Origin of the sequence: Acidovorax sp. ACV01, assembly GCF_014851495.1 — a bacterium.
Classification (GTDB): Bacteria; Pseudomonadota; Gammaproteobacteria; order Burkholderiales; family Burkholderiaceae_C; genus Acidovorax; species Acidovorax radicis.
Map to the genome: position 1 here is coordinate 89,270 of NZ_JACUZT010000004.1, position 18,237 is coordinate 107,506.

Genomic DNA, 18,237 nt, shown 5'->3' on the forward strand with positions numbered 1-18,237 from the left:
GCGCTTTGCAGCCCATCCTTTCGACACAGACCTGCAGGAAGACGGAAGTGCCGTCTCCATACCCTTCAGAGGGCCTCCAAGCGCCTCCTCATCCCGGACGCATCGCCAAGCCCCGTCATCACGCAAACGGAGTACCAGGATACCCCGCAGCCCAGCGCTGCTGCCAACCCGCGACCCACTCCAGAACCTGGTCTGCCGACATAGGCCGTGCAATGAAGTAGCCCTGGGCCAGGTCGCATCCCGTATCTTTCAAGAATTCCCAGTCGGCGGCGTCTTCCACACCTTCCGCCACCACCTCCATGCCCAGTTCCTTGGCAAGGCCCAGGCTGGCATAAAAAATGGCCCGCAAGGTTTCGTTGTGGTGGGCCCCATGGACAAAACTCCGGTCAATCTTGAGTTGGTCAAACGGCACATCGCGCAACTGCACCAGCGATGAATGGCCCGTCCCGAAATCGTCTATCGAAAGCTTGAACCGACGCAAGCGCAGGCGCGTCAGGATCTCCAGGGGCGCCCGCAAGTCCTTCATCAACTGGCTTTCCGTCACCTCCAGAACAATGGACTGTGGTGCGACCCCGGCAGCGGCGGCTGCAGACGTGATCTGCTCGGGGAATTCCAGTGCATGCAGGTTGTCCATGGACACATTGACGGCCACCTTGATCTTCAAGCCTTGAAGCGCCCATGAGGCGCTGTCTCGCAGCGCCTGCGCCAATACCACCTGGGTGAGCGCGTCGATCAAGCCGTGGGCTTCGGCCATGCCGATGAACTGGTCTGGAAACACCAATCCGTCCTGCGGATGGCGCCACCGCACCAGGGTCTCCACGCCCACCACAGCGCCGGTGGAGACCGAGACTTTGGGCTGGTAGTAGTTGACCAGTTCTCCCGCCTCGATGCCCTGGGCCAGGCGCTCGACGGCATAGCCCTTGCTTTGCAGGGGTTGGGTCACCCCTGCCGACGGCACCCATCTCTCGACCAGTTGGTGCAACGCCTGCGGCGACACCGGTTTTTGCAGGCTGCCCAGCACTTCAATGTGATGGGCCTGCACCAGCGTACGGGCCGACTGCAGGGTGCGCTCGTCCTCACCGCTGACCAGAATCAGGCTGCCCGCATACCCGTGTTCCACCAACTTGCGCACGAACTCGATGCCATCCATGCCGGGCATATTCAGGTCGCACAGGATGATTTGGGGTGCAAGCGCGGCATCGTCCACCCGCTCCAGTGCGGTTTGACCGTTGTCGCAAGTCGCGACACGGGTGAAACCCAGATTCATCAGCAACCGAGCCAGCAGCTTGAGCATGAAGGGCTCGTCATCGAGCACCAGGATGTGGATATCCGACTTGGCGCTCATGGTGCACCGTCCTGCCTGTCATTGGACAAAAGCTCGGCCAGGTGCCGATCAACGGCGGCCATCTCCAGCTTGAAGTGCTCAAACGCCAGCGCCAGCGCGTCGATTTGACCGGCCGCGCCAACCTGCTCCATGTCCGCACACAGGTCGCCCAGCGCCATGGCCCCCACCGAGCGTGCGGCTGACTTGAGCTTGTGCACTGCGGCCACGGTCTTGGCCGCGCTGCCAGCGCAGTAGGCTTGGCTTACCTCCTGCGCAATGCGCGCAGCACTGCTGCGAAAGGTCTGAAGGAACTCGCGGATGAGCTGTGGGTCGTCTCCCACCAGGCTGCGCAGGATCTGGATGTCCACCGGCCCTGTGGGCGGGGATTGCATATCGCTGGTCACCACCTCCACGCCGTGCACAGCGGACGCAGGCTTGGGCAACCAGCGCTCCAGCAAGTCCTGCAGCTCCGACAGTGGAGCGGGCTTGCTCATGTAGTCGTCCATGCCCGCATCCTTGCAACGCTGGGCTTCGGTCTTGAGTGCATTGGCGGTCAATGCGAGGATGCGCACCGGGGGTTCCACCGCTTTCCCGGCACGGACGAGGGCATTGGCACGCTCTTGCTCCTCGGCGCGTATGACGGAGGCGAGCTGGTAGCCATCCATGCCGGGCATGTGAAGATCGGTCACGATCAGGGCATAGTCACCGCTGCGCCAGCGGATCAGCGCCTGCAGCCCATCGCCCGTCAGGTCTGCGGTCAGCCCCAGCAACGACAGCTGTTGCATGATGACCTTCTGGTTGATGTCGTTGTCCTCCACCACCAGGATCAGGCGACGCTGGCGCCGCGCTTCTTCGCGCGACAGCGCTATCGGCACGGCCGCGTAGCGCGCAGGCGCCAGAGCGTTCTGTTCGTCCTGGTACGGAACACGGCCCGCCGCGACGGCCACCGCACGCAGCAGCGCGCTGCGGGTCAGCACGTTGCCGTCCACCGAGACGCTGTCTGCGTCGAACTGTTGCGGATAGCGGTGGGGCCCGTGGCCTATGACCACAAAATGGGGCGCCAGACCCGGGTTGGCGCGCGCGATGGCGCGCAGGCTGTCCAGCGAGGGGGGCTTGTCGGCTTCGGTATTGACCACCCAGACCCAGGGGCCGGGCGCTAGGCTAGGCGCCAGTTGACCGGCCGCGTCCAGATTCACCACCTGCTGGGTTTGCGCCCCGGCATTGGCCAGATACGTCGCCAAGTCGCCGGTGCGGGTCTTGCCATTGCCAATGATGAGGCAGGACAGGCCTGCCACCAACGATGGTGCAGGTTGCGCTTCGCCGCCCGCCGGAGAAACACAGGTAAAAGGCAGGCGCAGGGTGAAAGTGGAGCCAGCACCCGGCGCACTGGCCACGGAGATGCTGCCCCCCATGCGCTGCGCCAGATTGCCGGAAATGACCAGGCCCAACCCCGTGCCGCCAAAGCGCCGGGTCGTGGATACGTCGGCCTGGGTAAAGGCCGTGAACAGCGTGGCCAGCGTGGCTTCCCCCATGCCGATACCGTTGTCGATGACCTGGAATTCGAGCGTGACGCTCTGGGGCTGTTGCTGCACCAGCACCGCGCGCACCTCCACCCGCCCGGCAGTGCGTCCACCCGCGGAAAACTTGATGGCGTTGTTGACCAGATTGATCAGTATCTGGCGCAGGCGCAAGGCGTCGCCCAGCACGGTGGGGGGAATCTCGGGATCGGTAAAAAGCGTCAGCTCCACGCCCTGCTTTTCGGCCAGGCGGTTGAGCATGGCACAGACTTTTTCGACCACCTCCCCCACGGCCATGGGCTCGCTCTCCACATCAAGATGGCCCGCCTCGATCTTGGAGAAATCAAGAATGTCTTCAATGATGCTCAAGAGCGAAAACGCGGACTCCCGGATCAGGTCCACCATGGCAACCTGCGGGCTCTTCAGGCTGGAGCGCGCAAGCACGTCGATCATGCCAATGACGCCGTTCATGGGCGTTCGGATTTCGTGGCTCATGGCCGCCAGAAAGTTGGACTTGGCCTGGGCAGCCGCATTTGCTTCGTTGCGCGCCTGTTCCAGTTCTGCACTGCGCTGGCGTTCACGCACATTGGCGTTGGCCAGATCGCCGTACAGACGGCTGTTTTCCAGCAGCAAGACAACCAGCACAAAAGACGATGCCAGCAGCCCATAGACGCGCCCGCCATAGAAGCCCAGGTCGAAACGCGCGCCGTTCAATACCGACGCGAGGGCAATGTCCAGTAACCATGCCACCAGCGTCACCATCAGCCACAGGTCCAACACACTGCGGGCCTTGCGCCACAGGTACAGCAGCGCCGCCAGCGACAAGGCCCACGTGCAGAAAGCCACCAGAAGCTTGCCCGAATCGTCCTGGTTACCGCGCATCAGCAGCGGCAGGGCATCGTGGCCGACCGTGGTCAGCAGCACCAGCGCGGTCGCCAGCGCCATGGCGCCCACAATGGCCAAAACAATGGCGCGGTGCGCTGACCCTGCTGCCCGCGCCTGGCGGGTCGCATCGTGGGCCGCAGGCTCCTTCAACCAGACATAGGCGACGACAAACAGTGGAAAGCCGCCATGCCATAGAAAGTACAGCCAGGCGGTGGTTTGCGGCCCCGCGCCCAATACGCCGGTGGGGGCAAAAAGCCCGGGAAAGCTCAGTGCATGTGCCACCGCCATGCATGCACAGAAGAGGTAGCCAGTCCCCAGCACCAGCAGTGCACGGGATCGCAGGAAGCTGTATTGCCCGAGCAGCAGAACGGCCGTGATCAGATCATTGGTAACCAGCGCAGTCTGGTAAATCGGAATGAATGCGCTGACTTGCGGCAAGGCCACGCGCGCGAAAGGCGCAGCCGCCACAAAGATCAGGAAGGACGCACACAGCGCTATGCACGCCATGCGCCGGTGGCGTGTGTCAGCCGCCAGCGTGGACAAGAATTCCGAGCGGTTGTTGCCGGAAGAATTACCCAAAGAATGCGTGGTTTCCAACGCAGCCCCCTCCCTCTGCCATCGTTTCCGACGCCGCAGGTGCCTCTGAGTGGGCATTGGCAGGCGCCGTGTGGGTTCATCCCATCGTACGAAATCAGCTTAGTGCAACTACCGGATGGGGGCAAGGGAAATCGATGCAGCGGCAATGGTCATGCGTTACCCCGTCAATGAAGCCGAAAGCACCTGCAGACTCAGAAATCACGCACGGTCGGCGCAGCACCCGTGGCAGCAGCCATTGCCCTGAAACCTTCTAGGGTCCTTCCGTCCGAGACGGACTCGCTAGCGCTTTTGGCACAGCGCCTCGCCGCGGCTGACCACGCCCCGGCCGCTGAGCCAGGCAGCCACATCCTTGGCCCCCGCACAATTCGCCCAGGCCAGCAGGGAGATGTTTTTCTTGTCCAGCCGGTGGACGTCGAGTGGGGTCTTGGCGTTCATCACCTCCAGCTTCTCGACGCTGTTCTCTATGACGGCCCGGATAAACGGCGGCCGGCCATCGGAATTCGGATCGTTAGGGTCCGCCCCAAAATCGAGAAGCGCTTTCACCGTTGCGACATCGCCGAAGAAGATCGCCATCTCCAGGGGGTTCAGGGGATTGCAGCCCGGGCAATCAGGGCGCACGTTGGCGTTGTTGTGCCGGCTGAGCATCTCCACCACCATCTGCGCTTGCGGGGGGTGGTCCTCCATCCCCACGGTCAGGTACATCAGCAATGGCGTGTCCTGCCGTTGCCCTGCGTACTTGGGGTAGGGGTAGTTGACGTTCAGGGGCAAACCCCGCTGGAGCAAGCCCTTGAACCCTTCAGGGCACCTCCGTGCAAAAACACCGAGGTTGGTTTCGGAAAACTCCTGGTTGTCAAATACCCCCTGCACCCTGGCGCCTTGCGCCACCAGAGAGTCAATCTCTTTCCAGCGCGCGGGATCGCTGGAGCACTGGGCCAGCAGTTTGCCGAGCACCAGCGTCGTTTGGTCGGCAAGAAGACGGGCCTGGGCCGGGTTTGCCTTTGCAGCGGCCACGGCGGCATCCAGGAGCAAGGGGTAGATGCCGGATGCGGCAGCGGGGTTCATGCGGGCCCTGGCCAACCAGCCGCGTTGGGCCGGGCTGGCCCCGGCATGGAGCATGCGCCGTACACCTTCGATGCCATTGGTATCAATCAAGGTCGTCATCACGCCATCGTCGTTGGCAGCACTGGGCCCAGCCTCAGCCAGCAAGTAGTCGAAGGTTTCCGCGGGAATGCGCGGGGTACTGAACTGCAAGAGCTGAAGTGCGACGCTCTGCGACGAACGGGGCGGTGAGCGGCGCAGAAGGCCTCTCCGGTTCAATGTCCTCAGCGCCGCAACCCCCAGGTCCGGAGGAATCAGAATCACTTCCTTCAAGAGGTAGATCCGCTGGTGGAGGTCATGTTCGCTGCCTTCCCCATCATCGAGCCGGGGCAGGATGTCTTTGGCAAACAGCCCATTGAACTCGTCCTGGAAAGGAATTTTTTCGCCCCGCGTGCCCTGGTTGCTGGCCAGCAAGCTTTGCGACGCCGAGCTCCAGGAGGCCTTTCCATCGGCATTGCGGGGGACTTGCCCGGCGCGCAGCAAGGCGGAAATCTTCGTGAGGGTGTCGCCTCTCGGTGCATCCAGTGCAGCGCTCAGGTGCGTGCTCAGGCTCATCAGATCGTTCAGGTATTGCCCGCAGACAAATCTCGTTTGGGCTTTGGTGTCCAGCCGGTGAAACCAGTTCTTCTGCCCGGATGGCAGGGCGTCGAAGGCCGCCTGGCCCATGTCGGGCGCAATTTGCCCCGGGCAAGTGGCCGAAACCGGAACCTCACGGCCGCTGACCGCTGCTGCGGGCGCAGGGGGCACCGGGGGCGACACACCCACGCGGGCCACCGGGAACAAGTCGGTGGCCCCCATGGCAAACCCGCTGGCCTCGTAGTACAGATAGCCGCTCAGGACCTTTCTAGAGACAGTTGATTTCTCGGTGGCGCTGCTGACGGCGTATTCATGGCCGACCGGAAGCTGGAGCAACACACCACCGTCCATCCCCAGACCGCACAGCGGCGCTGAACGGTCCTCAGGGTCCACGTCCATGACCCTGCGCACTTGATCCGGCGGCAATACCGGGCCTTCAAAAAACCTCGTGCTCCATTGGCCGTTGTCGTCCTTGTGCCGTGTGTGGATACGGCCGTTGGATCTCTCCACACGCAGCACGGCGGTGCCGTTTTCTTCGAGGGCATAGTCACCCAGCAAAGTCTCGGCGCAGTCAAGGGCTGCTGCCGCTTGGGAAAACACAGAGAACCAACAAAAAAACAGGATCTGGAGAATAGTGGACTGTTGCATTCGATAACGTGGCGGCGGAAAGGCCGCCGCTCTGAGGTCACAGGGTGATGCGGGGGAAAAACGTGGTGAATGGCAAGACCCGGGCGGGCGTTCTGCATGCAGCCACTGCGTTGCTGGAGAGCCCCTGTCGAGGCAAAGGCAGTGGGAGCAGCCACACCAAAGCCGATGCGTACGATACGCCACCGGTGTCACTCTCCAGGGGAACTGACGTCGTGGGCTCCTTGCCTGCGTTTACGCGGGGGTTGCGGCAAATAGGGCTTTGCCCGCTTGCCAGTGATTCCCCCGTACTGCGAGCATAGAAGACCCATCAGAAGTCCACGGACACGGACAAAAGGAAAGTGCGCGGTGCCGCGTAGGTGACCACCTGGAAGGCGGGGACAGAATCCCAGTAGCGCCGGTTCGCCACGTTTTCAACGCTGCCGCGCAAGACCACCTGGCGCTCTCCGATCTTTGTCGCATAACGCGCTCCAAGGTCAAAGCGCGTCCACCCGGGCAATCGGATGGTGTTGTTTACCGTCAGCGGCTGAGACGAAGAATGGATGACGCGGCCGGTTGCCGTAAGGCCCGGGACACCTGGAATGTCCCATTCGCTGCCAAGTTTGACCACCCATTCCGGCGCTCCTGCGGCCTGCTTGCCATCGTTGGCACCGCCCTGAGTCTTGTTGAGCCTGGCCTGGGTCCAGGTCACGCCGCCGAGCAACCGCAGGTGGGGCAGCACTTCGCCGAAGGTCTGCACCTCGAAACCCCGGTTGCGCTGCTCGCCATCGATGGCATATCGGTTGTGGGCATCAAGGAGGCCGCTGGGCCGGCGGATCTGGAAGGCGCTCAAAGTCGTCGCGACCTTTCCCCCATCCACCTTCACCCCCACTTCCCCTTGCTTGGAGACAAACGGGGGAAAGACCTCGTTGGCATTGACCGCATTGATCGGCGCCGTACCCCCCTGGGAGAGCGCCTCGACGTAGTTGGCATAAAGTGCGAGCTGGTCGGTCTGCTTGAACACCACGGCAGCGGCGGGCGTGGTCTTGCTGCGTTCATAACGCGACTCGAAAACGCCTGTTGCGTAGTGGAAGGCTTCCGCACGGATTTTTTGTCGGCGCAGCCCCAGGGTAAACCGCAAGCGGTCATTCAGCAGGGACAGCGTGTCGGTCAGCGCCAGGCTGTCCATCAGCGTTTCTGAAGCCTGCACACGGGGCTGATTGAGCAGGTCCGAACCTGGTGAGGGCGCTGCAACGGGGTTGTACAAATTCGAGTCGAAGCTGTGATGGATCGTCGGCTGGCTTTCCTTGATGTCGGAATTGACGTGGGTTCCCGCCACCACAAGCTGGTGCTTTACCGGCCCTGTAGCGAAACGCCAGCGCAGGCTGGCATCCGCACTTTTGCGTTGGGTCTGTGAATCCAAACCATAGGTGGTGGCATTGAGGCTGCCTTTTGCATCGGTCAGGATGGAATAGGCCTCAATCACTTTCCGCTGCGAGGTGGAGCTGCCGTAGGCCACACTGGCAGTGACGTTGTCAGACACGTCGAACTCGCCGCGCAGCACGCCAAAGTGGTGTTTCTTATCCTGGTAGGTCCAGGCAGGCCAGACATTGGTGCTGCCCGAGGGGGCTGCGGGCAAAACCGGCGAGGTCACGAAGAAGTTGCTCCTGGCTCCATCGACACGTTGTGCACTGTTGCCAAAGTCGGCGCTCAAGCGCGTGCGCTCCCCACGAAAATCAAGCCCCACCGCCAGATTGCGCACGCGCTCCGACTCATGGTCGGCGGCGGTATCGCCATCCCGGTAGGCCGCATTGACCCGGATGCCGACCTCATTGTCTGGGCCGAAGCGCCGTCCAAGATCCAGGTGACTGCCCAGGTTGCCATCGCCAACATAGCTTGTCGTAACGCGCGTCAACGGCGTGTCGCTCGCACGCTTGGGCACCAGGTTGATCGCGCCGCCGGGCGTTCCTCGGGGCGCGCTGCCATTCAGAAGTGTGCTGGGGCCCTTGAGTACTTCCACGCGCTCGATACCTTCGAGCAAATTGCCTTCGGCGCTTGAAATTCCATACAGCCCGTCAAAACCGATCTCCTCGCGGTGGATGGAGAAGCCGCGAATGTAGAAGTTGTCGAAAGCGCGCGGCGCGGCTGCCTGGGCCGACGGATCGTTGGCCAGAACATCCACGATGCTGCGGGCCTGCTGATTCTCCACCAGCTCGGAGGTGTAAGCGGTCATGCTGAAGGGCGCGTCCATGAAGTCCGTGTTCCCCAGCAGGCCGAGGCGCCCTCCACGCGCGACCTGTTGGCCTGCATACAGCTTTGGAAGATCGCCTGGCGCATCCGCACTGGCAGTGACCGTAACGGACGGCAGCGTCGAGCCGCGCATTTCTCCAGGCACCGGTTTGACGACGACTGCACTACCGTCGATTTCAGCGGTCAACCCGCTACCTGCCAGCATCCGGTCCAGTGCTTGCCGCGCGGTGAGCTTACCGGAGAGCGCTGGCGCTGACTTCCCTGCCACCAGATCGGGACGCACCATCAGCTGCAGCTTGGCCTGGCGTGCCAGTTCATTGAGTGCGGTGCCGAGGGGCTGTGCCGCCAACTCGATATTGAACGCCGTACCCATGGGCGATGCCGCCGCCGATTGAGCATGGCCGACAGAAGTCCCCAAAGAGACGATCGCCAAGGCAACAGCCAAGGCCAAGGGCGCGGGGTGAAAGCGCGGGTGCAGCATGGAATAGATCTCCAAAACAGTAGCTGAAAACAAGAATCACTACCAATGAAGACGCGCCACATTCAAAACGCTTGAGGTCCATGTGCAAGGTTTTTGAATATTTTTCGGCCCCTTTCGGCCCCGTTGAGAACGGGGTTCTCCCGTCCTGCGCGCAGACGGCGCTACCGACGAAGTTTTGGGTCTTCAGTGGGCTGCAAGCACTTCGGTCACGCCGTCATGGATTTCCAGGCGCACCGGCAACACCTGGGGCAGCGCCTTGGTGAAGGCCCCCAACTGGCGCAAATCAAAACTGCCGTGAACCTGCATCGCGCCCACAGCCGGATCGTTTACCACCAGCCGCGTGGACCCGTAGCGCTCGAACTCGGCCAGGGCCTGGATCAATGGCGTGCGCTCGAAGTTCACCCGGCCCTCGCGCCACAACATTGCGCCAGCCGCTGCCTGCTGCGTGATTTGCCCAATGCGACCCGCTGCATCGGCGTGGATGGCTTGCCCCGCAGCCAATTCCACGGCGCCGGTGGGGCCGACCGATTTCCCACTGTGCGGATGTGCCCCAGCTTGCGCGGCCTCCACCCGCACCCGCCCCTCTTCCACCGCCACGCTGGCGCCGCCGAGACTCAGCCCCGTCTCCGTATTGCGCACCACGAAGCGTGTGCCGACCACACTGACGCGCAGCGGCCCGGCCAGCACATCGAATGGACGGCGGGCATCTGCTTGGACATTGAACAGGGCCTGTCCCTCAGGCAGGCGCACTTCGCGCCGCTCCCGATACAGCGTGACTTCTGCACGGGTCGCGGTGTCGAGGCTGAGCCTGCTGCCGTCGGGCAGTTGCACATCGAGCTGCTGGCCACGGGCGGTCACGTAGGTTTTGGTAAATACCGGCTGTTGCTGCCAATGGTCCCAACCGAGCCAGACGCCGCCCATCACGGCAAAGGCGACACCACCTGCAGCAATCTGGGGCACCCAACGCCCGATGCCGAAAAGCCAGGCACTTCGGCCAGGGGCCATGGGGCGGGCGACGGGACGAGAGGGCTGGGTGGCTTGGGGGCGCGTGTGCGGAGTGCTCGGACCGTCAGCGAAGTTGCCTTCCTCTGCCGTCAGGCCAGCCTTCAGCCGGACGATACCTTCGGAGGGAAGTCTATCCAGCCGGTCCCACACCCCGTCAAGCCTGTCAAAGCTGTCCTGATGCAAAGGATCTCGGGCCAGCCACTCCTGAAACTCTGCTTCTTCGTCAACCGTCAGTCCGTCCTGTCGGCGCACTTGCCAGCTCGCAGCTTCAACATCCAGCAGATTCTGACCGGACGAGAAGTCCGCGAACTCTCGCGCATCCACATCGGCACCAACGGGTGCCGGAGAAGGCGATGAGCTGAGATGCGCTGGGCTGGGCGGGTTCATGTCGTGAGAGCACTTAGGGGTGTAGACGCACGAAAGTTGAAAGACTGGAGGTCACAGCGTGTAAAGCCATTCCTATTTTTTTCTCTCAACAGACGGGGATTGCGGAGGTACACCGTTCAAACGGTCTTCACAGGCCTTGCACGCCAGTACGCCACGAACGATGTGCTGCGCCACCATGTTTTTGGAGATACCCATGTGGTCGGCCACCTCTTGATGGGACAGGCCCTCGAAACGGTTGAGGACAAAGGCTTCGCGGCAACGTGGCGGCAGCGACTCTATGGCTGCGACGATGGCAAGTGCATGCTGCTCCTGCGCGTAGATCGCATCAGGCTCAAGGTGGCGCGGCGCGGTCGGCTGCTCCCATTCCGCCAGGTCGTCGATGTCCTCGTGCTGGCGAACCAAAAAGCGCCGATGCTGGTCGATCATCAAGCGCCGCGCTGTCTGATGCAGCAGGGCACGCGGCTCGTGAATCGTTTGCCCCGACTGCTGCACGGCCAGCACACGCGCGTAACTCTCTTGCACGACATCGGCCGCCGCATCCCGGTCCCTGACCGTGCGGGAACAGAAGTTCAGCAGTTCCCGGTAGTAACGCTCAAGCACAGATCAACCCAAGCCACGGAAGGCGATTCCTCTGGGCTGGATGTGGTCGCAACTTGGTGGGAGTTAACTTACGGATGCACTGCATATAAGAATCATTCTCATTATTGCAGATTTCTCGGCTTCTATCCGTACGACCCGAGTCCTACGCTGACGGGGATGTTGAACCTCTCAAAGCATGCGTTCGAGGAACCAACGCTGCAGGTTGAGAGAGCAGCAACGGGCAGGCGATCAACCCTGTTTGTGCAGAGGCAGCCACAGGGTGAACGCCGAGCCTTGTGCGCCTGCCTCTTCAGCACGGCTCCAGGAGCAATGTGCGCCCAGTGCCAGCGCGCGGCTGTGCACGTTGGCCAGGCCCCGGCGGGCGGGTGCCAGTGCTTGCGGCGCGGGCGGTGTGAACGGGCGGCCGTTGTCTCGCACGCGCACCTGCACGCCGGGCGTGTGGTCGTTGCGGGTGCCGGCGCCATCCGGCGAAGGCCGGGGTGCTTCGGCGGTGCTCAGCGTGATCTCCGTTGCGCCGCTGTGCTTGAGGATGTTGGTGAGTACCTCCTGCAGGATGCGCAGCACATGCAGGGCGCTTTGCGCGTCCAGCCAAGGCAGCGGCGGCAGGTCGTCCACCTGCCAGTGCATGACCAGACCCGCCCCCTCCAGCCGCAATCCCAGCCGGTAGCGCAGGCCTGCGAGCAACACCAGCAGGTCCGCGTCCACGGGCTCCAGCGAGTCGATGGAGATCTTCAGATCGTCGATGCATTCCCGCAGCACCTGCGCCACGTCCACAGGTGTCGCCGGCGCGGTCTCCACCAGCCGCAGTGCGCTCATCAGCGACGATCCCACGCCATCGTGCATCTCCCTCATCAGGCGCTGGCGCTCGTGCAGCAGCGTTTGTTCGCGCTCGGCAACCCGCAGCAGCTCGTGCGTTTCTCGCAACTGCTGCTCCTGTGCGGCCAGGCGCTCGGCCTGCACCGCATTGGCCCGCTCGGCGCCGCCCAGGGCGCGCTGGTAGCGTGTGAACGCAACCCACATGAACATCGTGAAAACCCCCATGTAGGCATAGGGCGTGAGGTAGACGTGTTCGATGCTGATGAGGTAGCGCTGCATCGCCAGGTCATGAAAAGCCAGCGGAAACGACAGCGCCACTGCACTCCCCAGCAGCACGCTGGGCCACGATCGATCAGACCACGCGCCCCACAGTGCCACACACAGCACCACCATCCCTGGCGGAAACAGCGCCAGGCGCAGCAGCGGCAGCATTGCCTCGTGTCGCACGTTCCACAGGGGCAGTGCCGCCAGCGCCACCACACCACAATAGGTCAGCAGCACCCGCGCCAGCCGGGGATAGCGCAGGCCCTGCATCAACCGCAGCAGCAAGAAGGAGCACACCGACGATCCGAGTGAGCCCGCCAGCGTGAGCCACGAGAACCAGGCATCGGGCACATCAAAGCCCTCCGTATCCACCAAATAGAACAGCGTGGCCAGCAGGTGCCCCACCGACAGGAGAAAGAACAGCAGATAGCCCCTTTCACCCCGGCCGCGCAACCCCAGCCACACCGCCAGCGCCAGCACACCCAGCACCAGATAGGCCCCGCGCAGGTACGCCACCAGCTCGGTCTGCAGCAGCCTGCGCAGCCGCCACCCTGGCCAGAGCGCCTCGGCCGGCCCCGCCCACACCGTGGACAGGGCCCCACCCACGCCCGGCAGGTTGGCCATGCGCACGTGCACCTCCAGCGCAGCGCCGGGCGCGGCATGGCCCGCCAAGTCCGCCCAAACTGGGCGATTGAAGCTGTTCCATACGCGGCTGCCGTGCGTCTGCCAGACCAGGCGTCCATTGGCATACACCGCCACCGTGCCCACTGTCTGCCAGCGCGGGATATACAGGCGCGAGCCCTGCGGCGTGGCCGCCAGCGCCTCGGCCGGCACCCGCAGGCGATACCACCACACCTCGGGGGGCGCATCGGCCTGCGCGGCTGTCGAAACCGTGCTGCGCGCGCGGGCATGTGGCAGATCCACCGTGCTCCACGGCGTGGCGCTCGAAAGCACTGCATCGGGTGATTCGTGCAGCGAGGGTGGCGGCGCCCAGCCCCCGCTGGTGGAACCCCAAGCCTCTGCCTGCATCAGGTGTGCGGGGGGCGGTACGTCTGCCAGCGCCACGCCCCAGGCGGCGGCCCCGGCCAGCAACAGCCGCAGCGCCAGGCGCGCGAGCTCAAGCCACATCGATCCACCCTTTGCGCGCCGCAGCGCTCACCGCCTCGGCCTGGGTCGTCACCTGCAGCTTGGCGTACACGCGCCGCACAAAAGTACGCACCGTGTGGCGCGATACCCCCATCGCCCGCGCCACCTCGTCCAGCGTGTAGCCGCGTGCCACCATCCGCAGCAGCTCGGCCTCGCGCGCCGACGGCCCCACCTCCGTGATCTCCGCCGCCTCGGCCAAACCCGGCTCCGGACCCACTGGCGATTTGGCGGCCACGGATGACTGCGCTCGGCGCAGCAGCAGCTTGCGCGCCACCATCGGATTGATGGGGCTGCCCCCCGCATGCAGGCTGCGCACTTCGTCCACCACCGCGCTGGGTGGCAGATCCTTGAGCAGGTAGCCCATCGCCCCGGCTTCGATGGCACCCAGAACGTGCACCTCATCGCCAAAGATCGTGCTCACCATCGCTGCGGCGCGGGGCCAGCGCACGCGCAGCACAGCCAACACGTCAAGCCCGCTACCGTCGGGCAGCCCCAGGTCCAACAACAGCACGTCCAGCGGTGCATCGTCCGCCTGCAACGCCGCCAGTGCCTCGGCGCGGCTGGCTGCCACCCACTGCAGATGCATGTCGGGGGCGCCTTGCAAGGCATGCGCCATCGCGTTGCGGCAGACGAAGTCGTCCTCCACCACCGCCACGCGGACGGCCGGGGGCGCAGGGGCCGCATCGGGCGCCAAAGGGAATGTGCGGGACGGTGAAACCATGGGTTGATGCTGCCACAGGCCTTGATCAAAAGCGGGGAGCCCGGCGAGGCTCCGGCGCCCAGCAGGTCGGCAACACCCACAGGCACGGCAGAAAGAGGCGGGTCATGGATGGTTCTTCGGTGGATCAGGGGTGATCAGTTTTTGCATCAAAACAGCCGCCAGCGCTTATTTACAAAGCGCAGATAGCTATTATTTTTGTAGCACTCATGCGAAGCATACCCATGCTGCCACCACGCGAGCCCGTTGTCATGTCGCCCAAAAGGGGGACATACAAAACGATGCCCATCCGGTAACTTTTAGTCCGGCAAAGGCAAGGACCTCTGCACCACGAAGCTGCAAAAACACAGTTGCCAGCACCTGCCTACCTAGAAAAAGCCAGTGCGGCTTCTTCTCGAACGCACATCGGAGCGAGGGATACATGATTCAAACGAAGAAGGCCGCGACGCGGTCTGGCACGATGCTGCGCCAATGTGCCCGGCAAGGGAGCAACGCGGCCGGGCGTGCGTCTCGGGCGATTCGGTGGGTTGCGTTCGCCGGGGTAGTGCTCTTGCTGCAGGCTTGCGGGCAAACCACCCAATCATCGTGGATTGAGGCACCGCTCGTCGCCGACGCCTACAGCAACGATTCCGACTACTTCCCTTACGAGCCCAAGCTCCTCGTGAACAGTGACGCGAATGCGCAATTGAAGTTTTCCTATGCCACCCTGCCCAATGGTGTATTGAGCAAGCTTCTCGTCGATGAGGCCAACACAAGGGTCACCGTTGATGAGGAAAGCTACACGCTGGATGCCGGCAAGGTCGCGAGCGCCCGCCTCGTGTTGTACGTGGACAAGGTGATAACACCCGGCTACCTCAGGATAGTCAGCGCTCACCAGACGGGCACCGATTGCTTCGGGCGCGAAGACTTGGCGCCCGCCTGTGGCCATCTCGTTGACAGCACCAATGGAGGGGCCGCCACCAACGCGGACAACCCTGCACAGCCCCTGCGCATCACCGATCCGGGCTTCTACAGCTTCGACGTCACCAAGCTGGTGAAACACAGGCTGGCCAACGGTGTCGAATCGATGGTGGTTGTGGCCCCCTTCCTTGACCCTGGCACTGCAACAGGCAGTTTCGAGTTTGCGAGCAAGGAACAGCAAACAGGGCAGGCCCACGTACTGCACCAGCCGCAGTTGCTGATCACGCTCAGCGACGTGGCCGGCATTACCACCAACGCCCCCGCCGCGACCAGCGTGCGCCAGTCGTCGACCGATCCAGCGGTCGCCACACAGAATTTTTCGCGGGACGAGAATCTGTGGATGAACGGCGCCTCCGGCAACCGCGCCTATGCATTGATAGGACTTCCGCCGCCGCCCACGGGCCCGTTCTCGCTGCGTTTTGCGCTGAATCAGATGGGCTCGGTGGCGGGCAAGCAGACGATGGTGGTGTTCGTGAATGAGCGGGTGGCAGACCAGGCCACCGCGCAACCGGAAGCGCAGTTCTATAGAAGGCGCAAATTTAACGTGGTCGGCCAGGTGGTGAACTCTTGGGATGACGGTTGGGCCGACCCGCCGGGCTCCGCCTTGATCGCCAATGTGCCACTGGACCGTGGCGCACAGAACCAGACCTTGTTCATCGACATGGGGTCGCACTATGTCACCACACTGGCAGATGCCTACACGGCCAACCGCACGCAAGATCTCGCGGTGGCCGCATCGACGAATCTGCAGGTGCCGGTGACGCTGGACAGCGATGACAACACAAAGACCGGGCGCGTTCCGAGATTCGTCACCGTGTTCAAACCGGATGCGGGAGATTTGTGGGAGAGCCCCTTCAACTTCGACCGTGGGGACAGCGTGCACACCCACAACTACTGCCTTTACCGAGTAGACGATTCGTGCAACGCATCGTTGTCGATGCGCGCACGCCTGGGGCAGGCTTTCGCGCGCTCCGGAAACCCTATCATCATTGATCCGCGCGCCACAATTCCTGGGGGCGGCTACTTGCCGTATGTGACGCCCATCAATATCGCAGTGCCCACCACGGGCGCCAGCGTGGTCATGGTGACCGACCCCAATCCGGAAAACCAGGGTTTCGGAGGGGGCTTCGGCGGTACCGGCTACTTCATCCACGACGCCAAGGCCAACCGCATCGCGGGCCAGTACCAGGGCATCATCAGCATGCCGGGGCACAACCTGCGCGCCGTCATCCAGTTCGAAAACCTGCCGCTGCCTACGCCTTCGCTGAATGGACCGACGGCCATCAGCATGGCGCCCGGTGCCACATCCGTGGTGGTGTCGGCCGACGCGCCAACGCCGTTCCGGTTGAGCGTGGAAGACCCGGTCAATGCGAACATTGACGACACGACCCGGTGGATCATCACGAGCAGCAACCCGAACGACACGATGCCGGGTGAGATCCAGCAAAGCGATGGCAGCGCAGCTTTCGCAGTGACGTTTTTCGGGCCTGGCTCGCGCACGGTCACGGCAACCAGCAAGGGTGACAACACGATCACGGCGACGATGGGCGTTGTCGTCCAGCAGACCGCCTTGACCAGCCAGGTGATCACCTTCACTTCCACGCCCCCGGTGCTCCCCGCCGTGGGGGGCACGTACACCGTGACCGCCGCCGGTGGCGACTCGGGCAATCCGGTCGTGTTCACTATCGATGCAGCCTCGACGGCTGGTGCCTGCACGGTCACAGGCAGCGTGGTGACGTTTGCCGGCGCTGGCACCTGCACCATCAACGCCAACCAGGCGGGCAATGCGACCTACGCCGCTGCAGCCCAGGCGCAGCAGACATTCGTCATCCCCGTCACCTACACCGGCACCACCGTCCCCACGGGGGGTGCAGGCGGCACGGCCAGCGCGAGCTTCACAGGCGGGGGCGCGACTTGCCGGTTTGACCATTCCGCCACCGGCTTCATGGCCGCCAGCGCCCTACCACCGGGCCGGGTGGCGCCGCAGGGCGCTTTCCGCTTCAAGCTGGTGGACTGCACCCCCGGTGCCACGGTCCGTATCACCACCACCTGGCCACAACCGGTCGCCGGTTTCACCAAGTACGGCAAGGCCAGCAGCGGCGCCTCCAGCGCCAGCTTCTTCGCCCCCAAAAACCTCGCCATCAACGGCCACACCGTGAGTTTTGACTTGACCGACGGCCAGCTGGGTGACGACGATTGGGCGCCCAACGGCGTGATGGTGGACCCCGTGATGCCGCTGGCTGCTGCCGCTTTGGCCACGGCCATTCCCACGCTGAACGAATGGGTCCTGTTGCTGGCGACTGCTGCCCTGGCCGCCATGGCCCTGCCAGGCTTGCGCCGCCGCCAGGGCTGAACAGAGCCTGACGAAGCGTTCAACGGACAGACGCCAGAGCAGAAAGGAGACAAAGATGCGCCTCGTTGACGGCGATCGCGGTGTCCATCGCGTCTGCCCCTTTTTTGCCCATTGGCGAAAAGCGTTGGTCGGCAACTTGGACGGGTCACGCCCAGCGGGCGTTGCACACCAGGCTCACTCCAACATCGCGTCCGCCTGCGGAGCAACGCGTCATGGCTTGGGAAGATTTTGCCGCGCGGCTCGGTCTTCGAGGCGCTGTTGTTCCCGCATCAAGACCTTGCTCACTTTGCGCAGGTTCGCAATTTGCGCCTCGACCGCCGTGCGTTTCTCCGCCATCAAGCGGGCACCTTGCGCGCAATCGATGCTGCTGGCGCGCATCGCGTCCAGCACTTCACGGATCTCCAGCAGCGAAAAACCGAGCGACTGCAGCTGCTGAAGCAGGATTGCGTCCTTGACGGCGGACTCCGGATAGTCCCGGTAGTTGTTGGAGCTTCGGCATACGCCGACCAGAAGTCCCTCGCGTTCATAAAAGCGCAGCGCGTGGCGCCCCAGCCCGGTGCGGCTTTCCAGTTCGGCAATTCGCATGAAAATCCTCTTGACTGTAGACACAACTCTACAGATTAGCATGGCCTTTTT

Annotated in this window: 10 protein-coding genes; 1 reads left to right on the forward strand and 9 read right to left on the reverse strand. The window is 63.4% G+C overall.

All coding sequences use genetic code 11. The annotated features are described in order from the left end of the window. Positions 1–118: 118 nt before the first annotated feature. The 8 genes from IB243_RS12990 to IB243_RS13025 all read right to left on the reverse strand — a co-directional run bounded on the left by IB243_RS12990 (position 119) and on the right by IB243_RS13025 (position 14,291). Positions 119–1,345: an EAL domain-containing protein gene (locus IB243_RS12990; RefSeq protein ID WP_192427549.1), complete on the reverse strand. Its 1,227-nt coding sequence runs from the start codon at positions 1,343–1,345 to the stop codon at positions 119–121. Further along, the gene (locus tag IB243_RS12995; protein WP_225584945.1) at positions 1,342–4,305 is read right to left on the reverse strand and encodes an MASE4 domain-containing protein; all 2,964 of its coding nucleotides are present in this window, start codon (positions 4,303–4,305) and stop codon (positions 1,342–1,344) included. The genes IB243_RS12990 and IB243_RS12995 overlap by 4 nt, the downstream gene beginning before the upstream one ends. A gap of 297 nt (positions 4,306–4,602) precedes the next feature. Beyond that, positions 4,603–6,597 (reverse strand): ankyrin repeat domain-containing protein, encoded by a 1,995-nt coding sequence (locus tag IB243_RS27435; protein ID WP_192427553.1) that lies wholly within the window; start codon positions 6,595–6,597, stop codon positions 4,603–4,605. A 355-nt stretch (positions 6,598–6,952) separates the two neighbouring features. Then, positions 6,953–9,352 (reverse strand): TonB-dependent receptor, encoded by a 2,400-nt coding sequence (locus IB243_RS13005; protein ID WP_192427555.1) that lies wholly within the window; start codon positions 9,350–9,352, stop codon positions 6,953–6,955. A 183-nt stretch (positions 9,353–9,535) separates the two neighbouring features. After that, positions 9,536–10,744 (reverse strand): FecR domain-containing protein, encoded by a 1,209-nt coding sequence (locus IB243_RS13010; protein ID WP_225584946.1) that lies wholly within the window; start codon positions 10,742–10,744, stop codon positions 9,536–9,538. A gap of 72 nt (positions 10,745–10,816) precedes the next feature. After that, entirely contained in the window at positions 10,817–11,344 is a 528-nt protein-coding gene (locus IB243_RS13015) for a sigma-70 family RNA polymerase sigma factor (RefSeq protein WP_057272181.1), read from the reverse strand. A gap of 228 nt (positions 11,345–11,572) precedes the next feature. Next, the gene (locus tag IB243_RS13020) at positions 11,573–13,552 is read right to left on the reverse strand and encodes an ATP-binding protein (RefSeq protein WP_192427557.1); all 1,980 of its coding nucleotides are present in this window, start codon (positions 13,550–13,552) and stop codon (positions 11,573–11,575) included. Then, positions 13,542–14,291: a response regulator transcription factor gene (locus IB243_RS13025; protein WP_050812494.1), complete on the reverse strand. Its 750-nt coding sequence runs from the start codon at positions 14,289–14,291 to the stop codon at positions 13,542–13,544. Before IB243_RS13025 ends, IB243_RS13020 begins: the two co-directional genes overlap by 11 nt. A 418-nt stretch (positions 14,292–14,709) precedes the next feature. On the opposite strand from IB243_RS13025, the gene IB243_RS13030 reads away from it, so the two are divergent. Beyond that, positions 14,710–17,601 carry an IPTL-CTERM sorting domain-containing protein gene (locus IB243_RS13030; protein WP_225584947.1) on the forward strand — a complete coding sequence of 964 codons (2,892 nt, stop codon included), beginning with the start codon at positions 14,710–14,712 and terminating at the stop codon, positions 17,599–17,601. 210 nt (positions 17,602–17,811) lie between these two features. Here IB243_RS13030 and IB243_RS13035 read toward each other — a convergent pair whose 3' ends face one another. After that, a complete protein-coding gene (locus IB243_RS13035) occupies positions 17,812–18,186 on the reverse strand; it encodes a MerR family transcriptional regulator (protein WP_192427561.1) in 375 nt (124 codons plus the stop codon). Positions 18,187–18,237 lie beyond the last annotated feature (51 nt).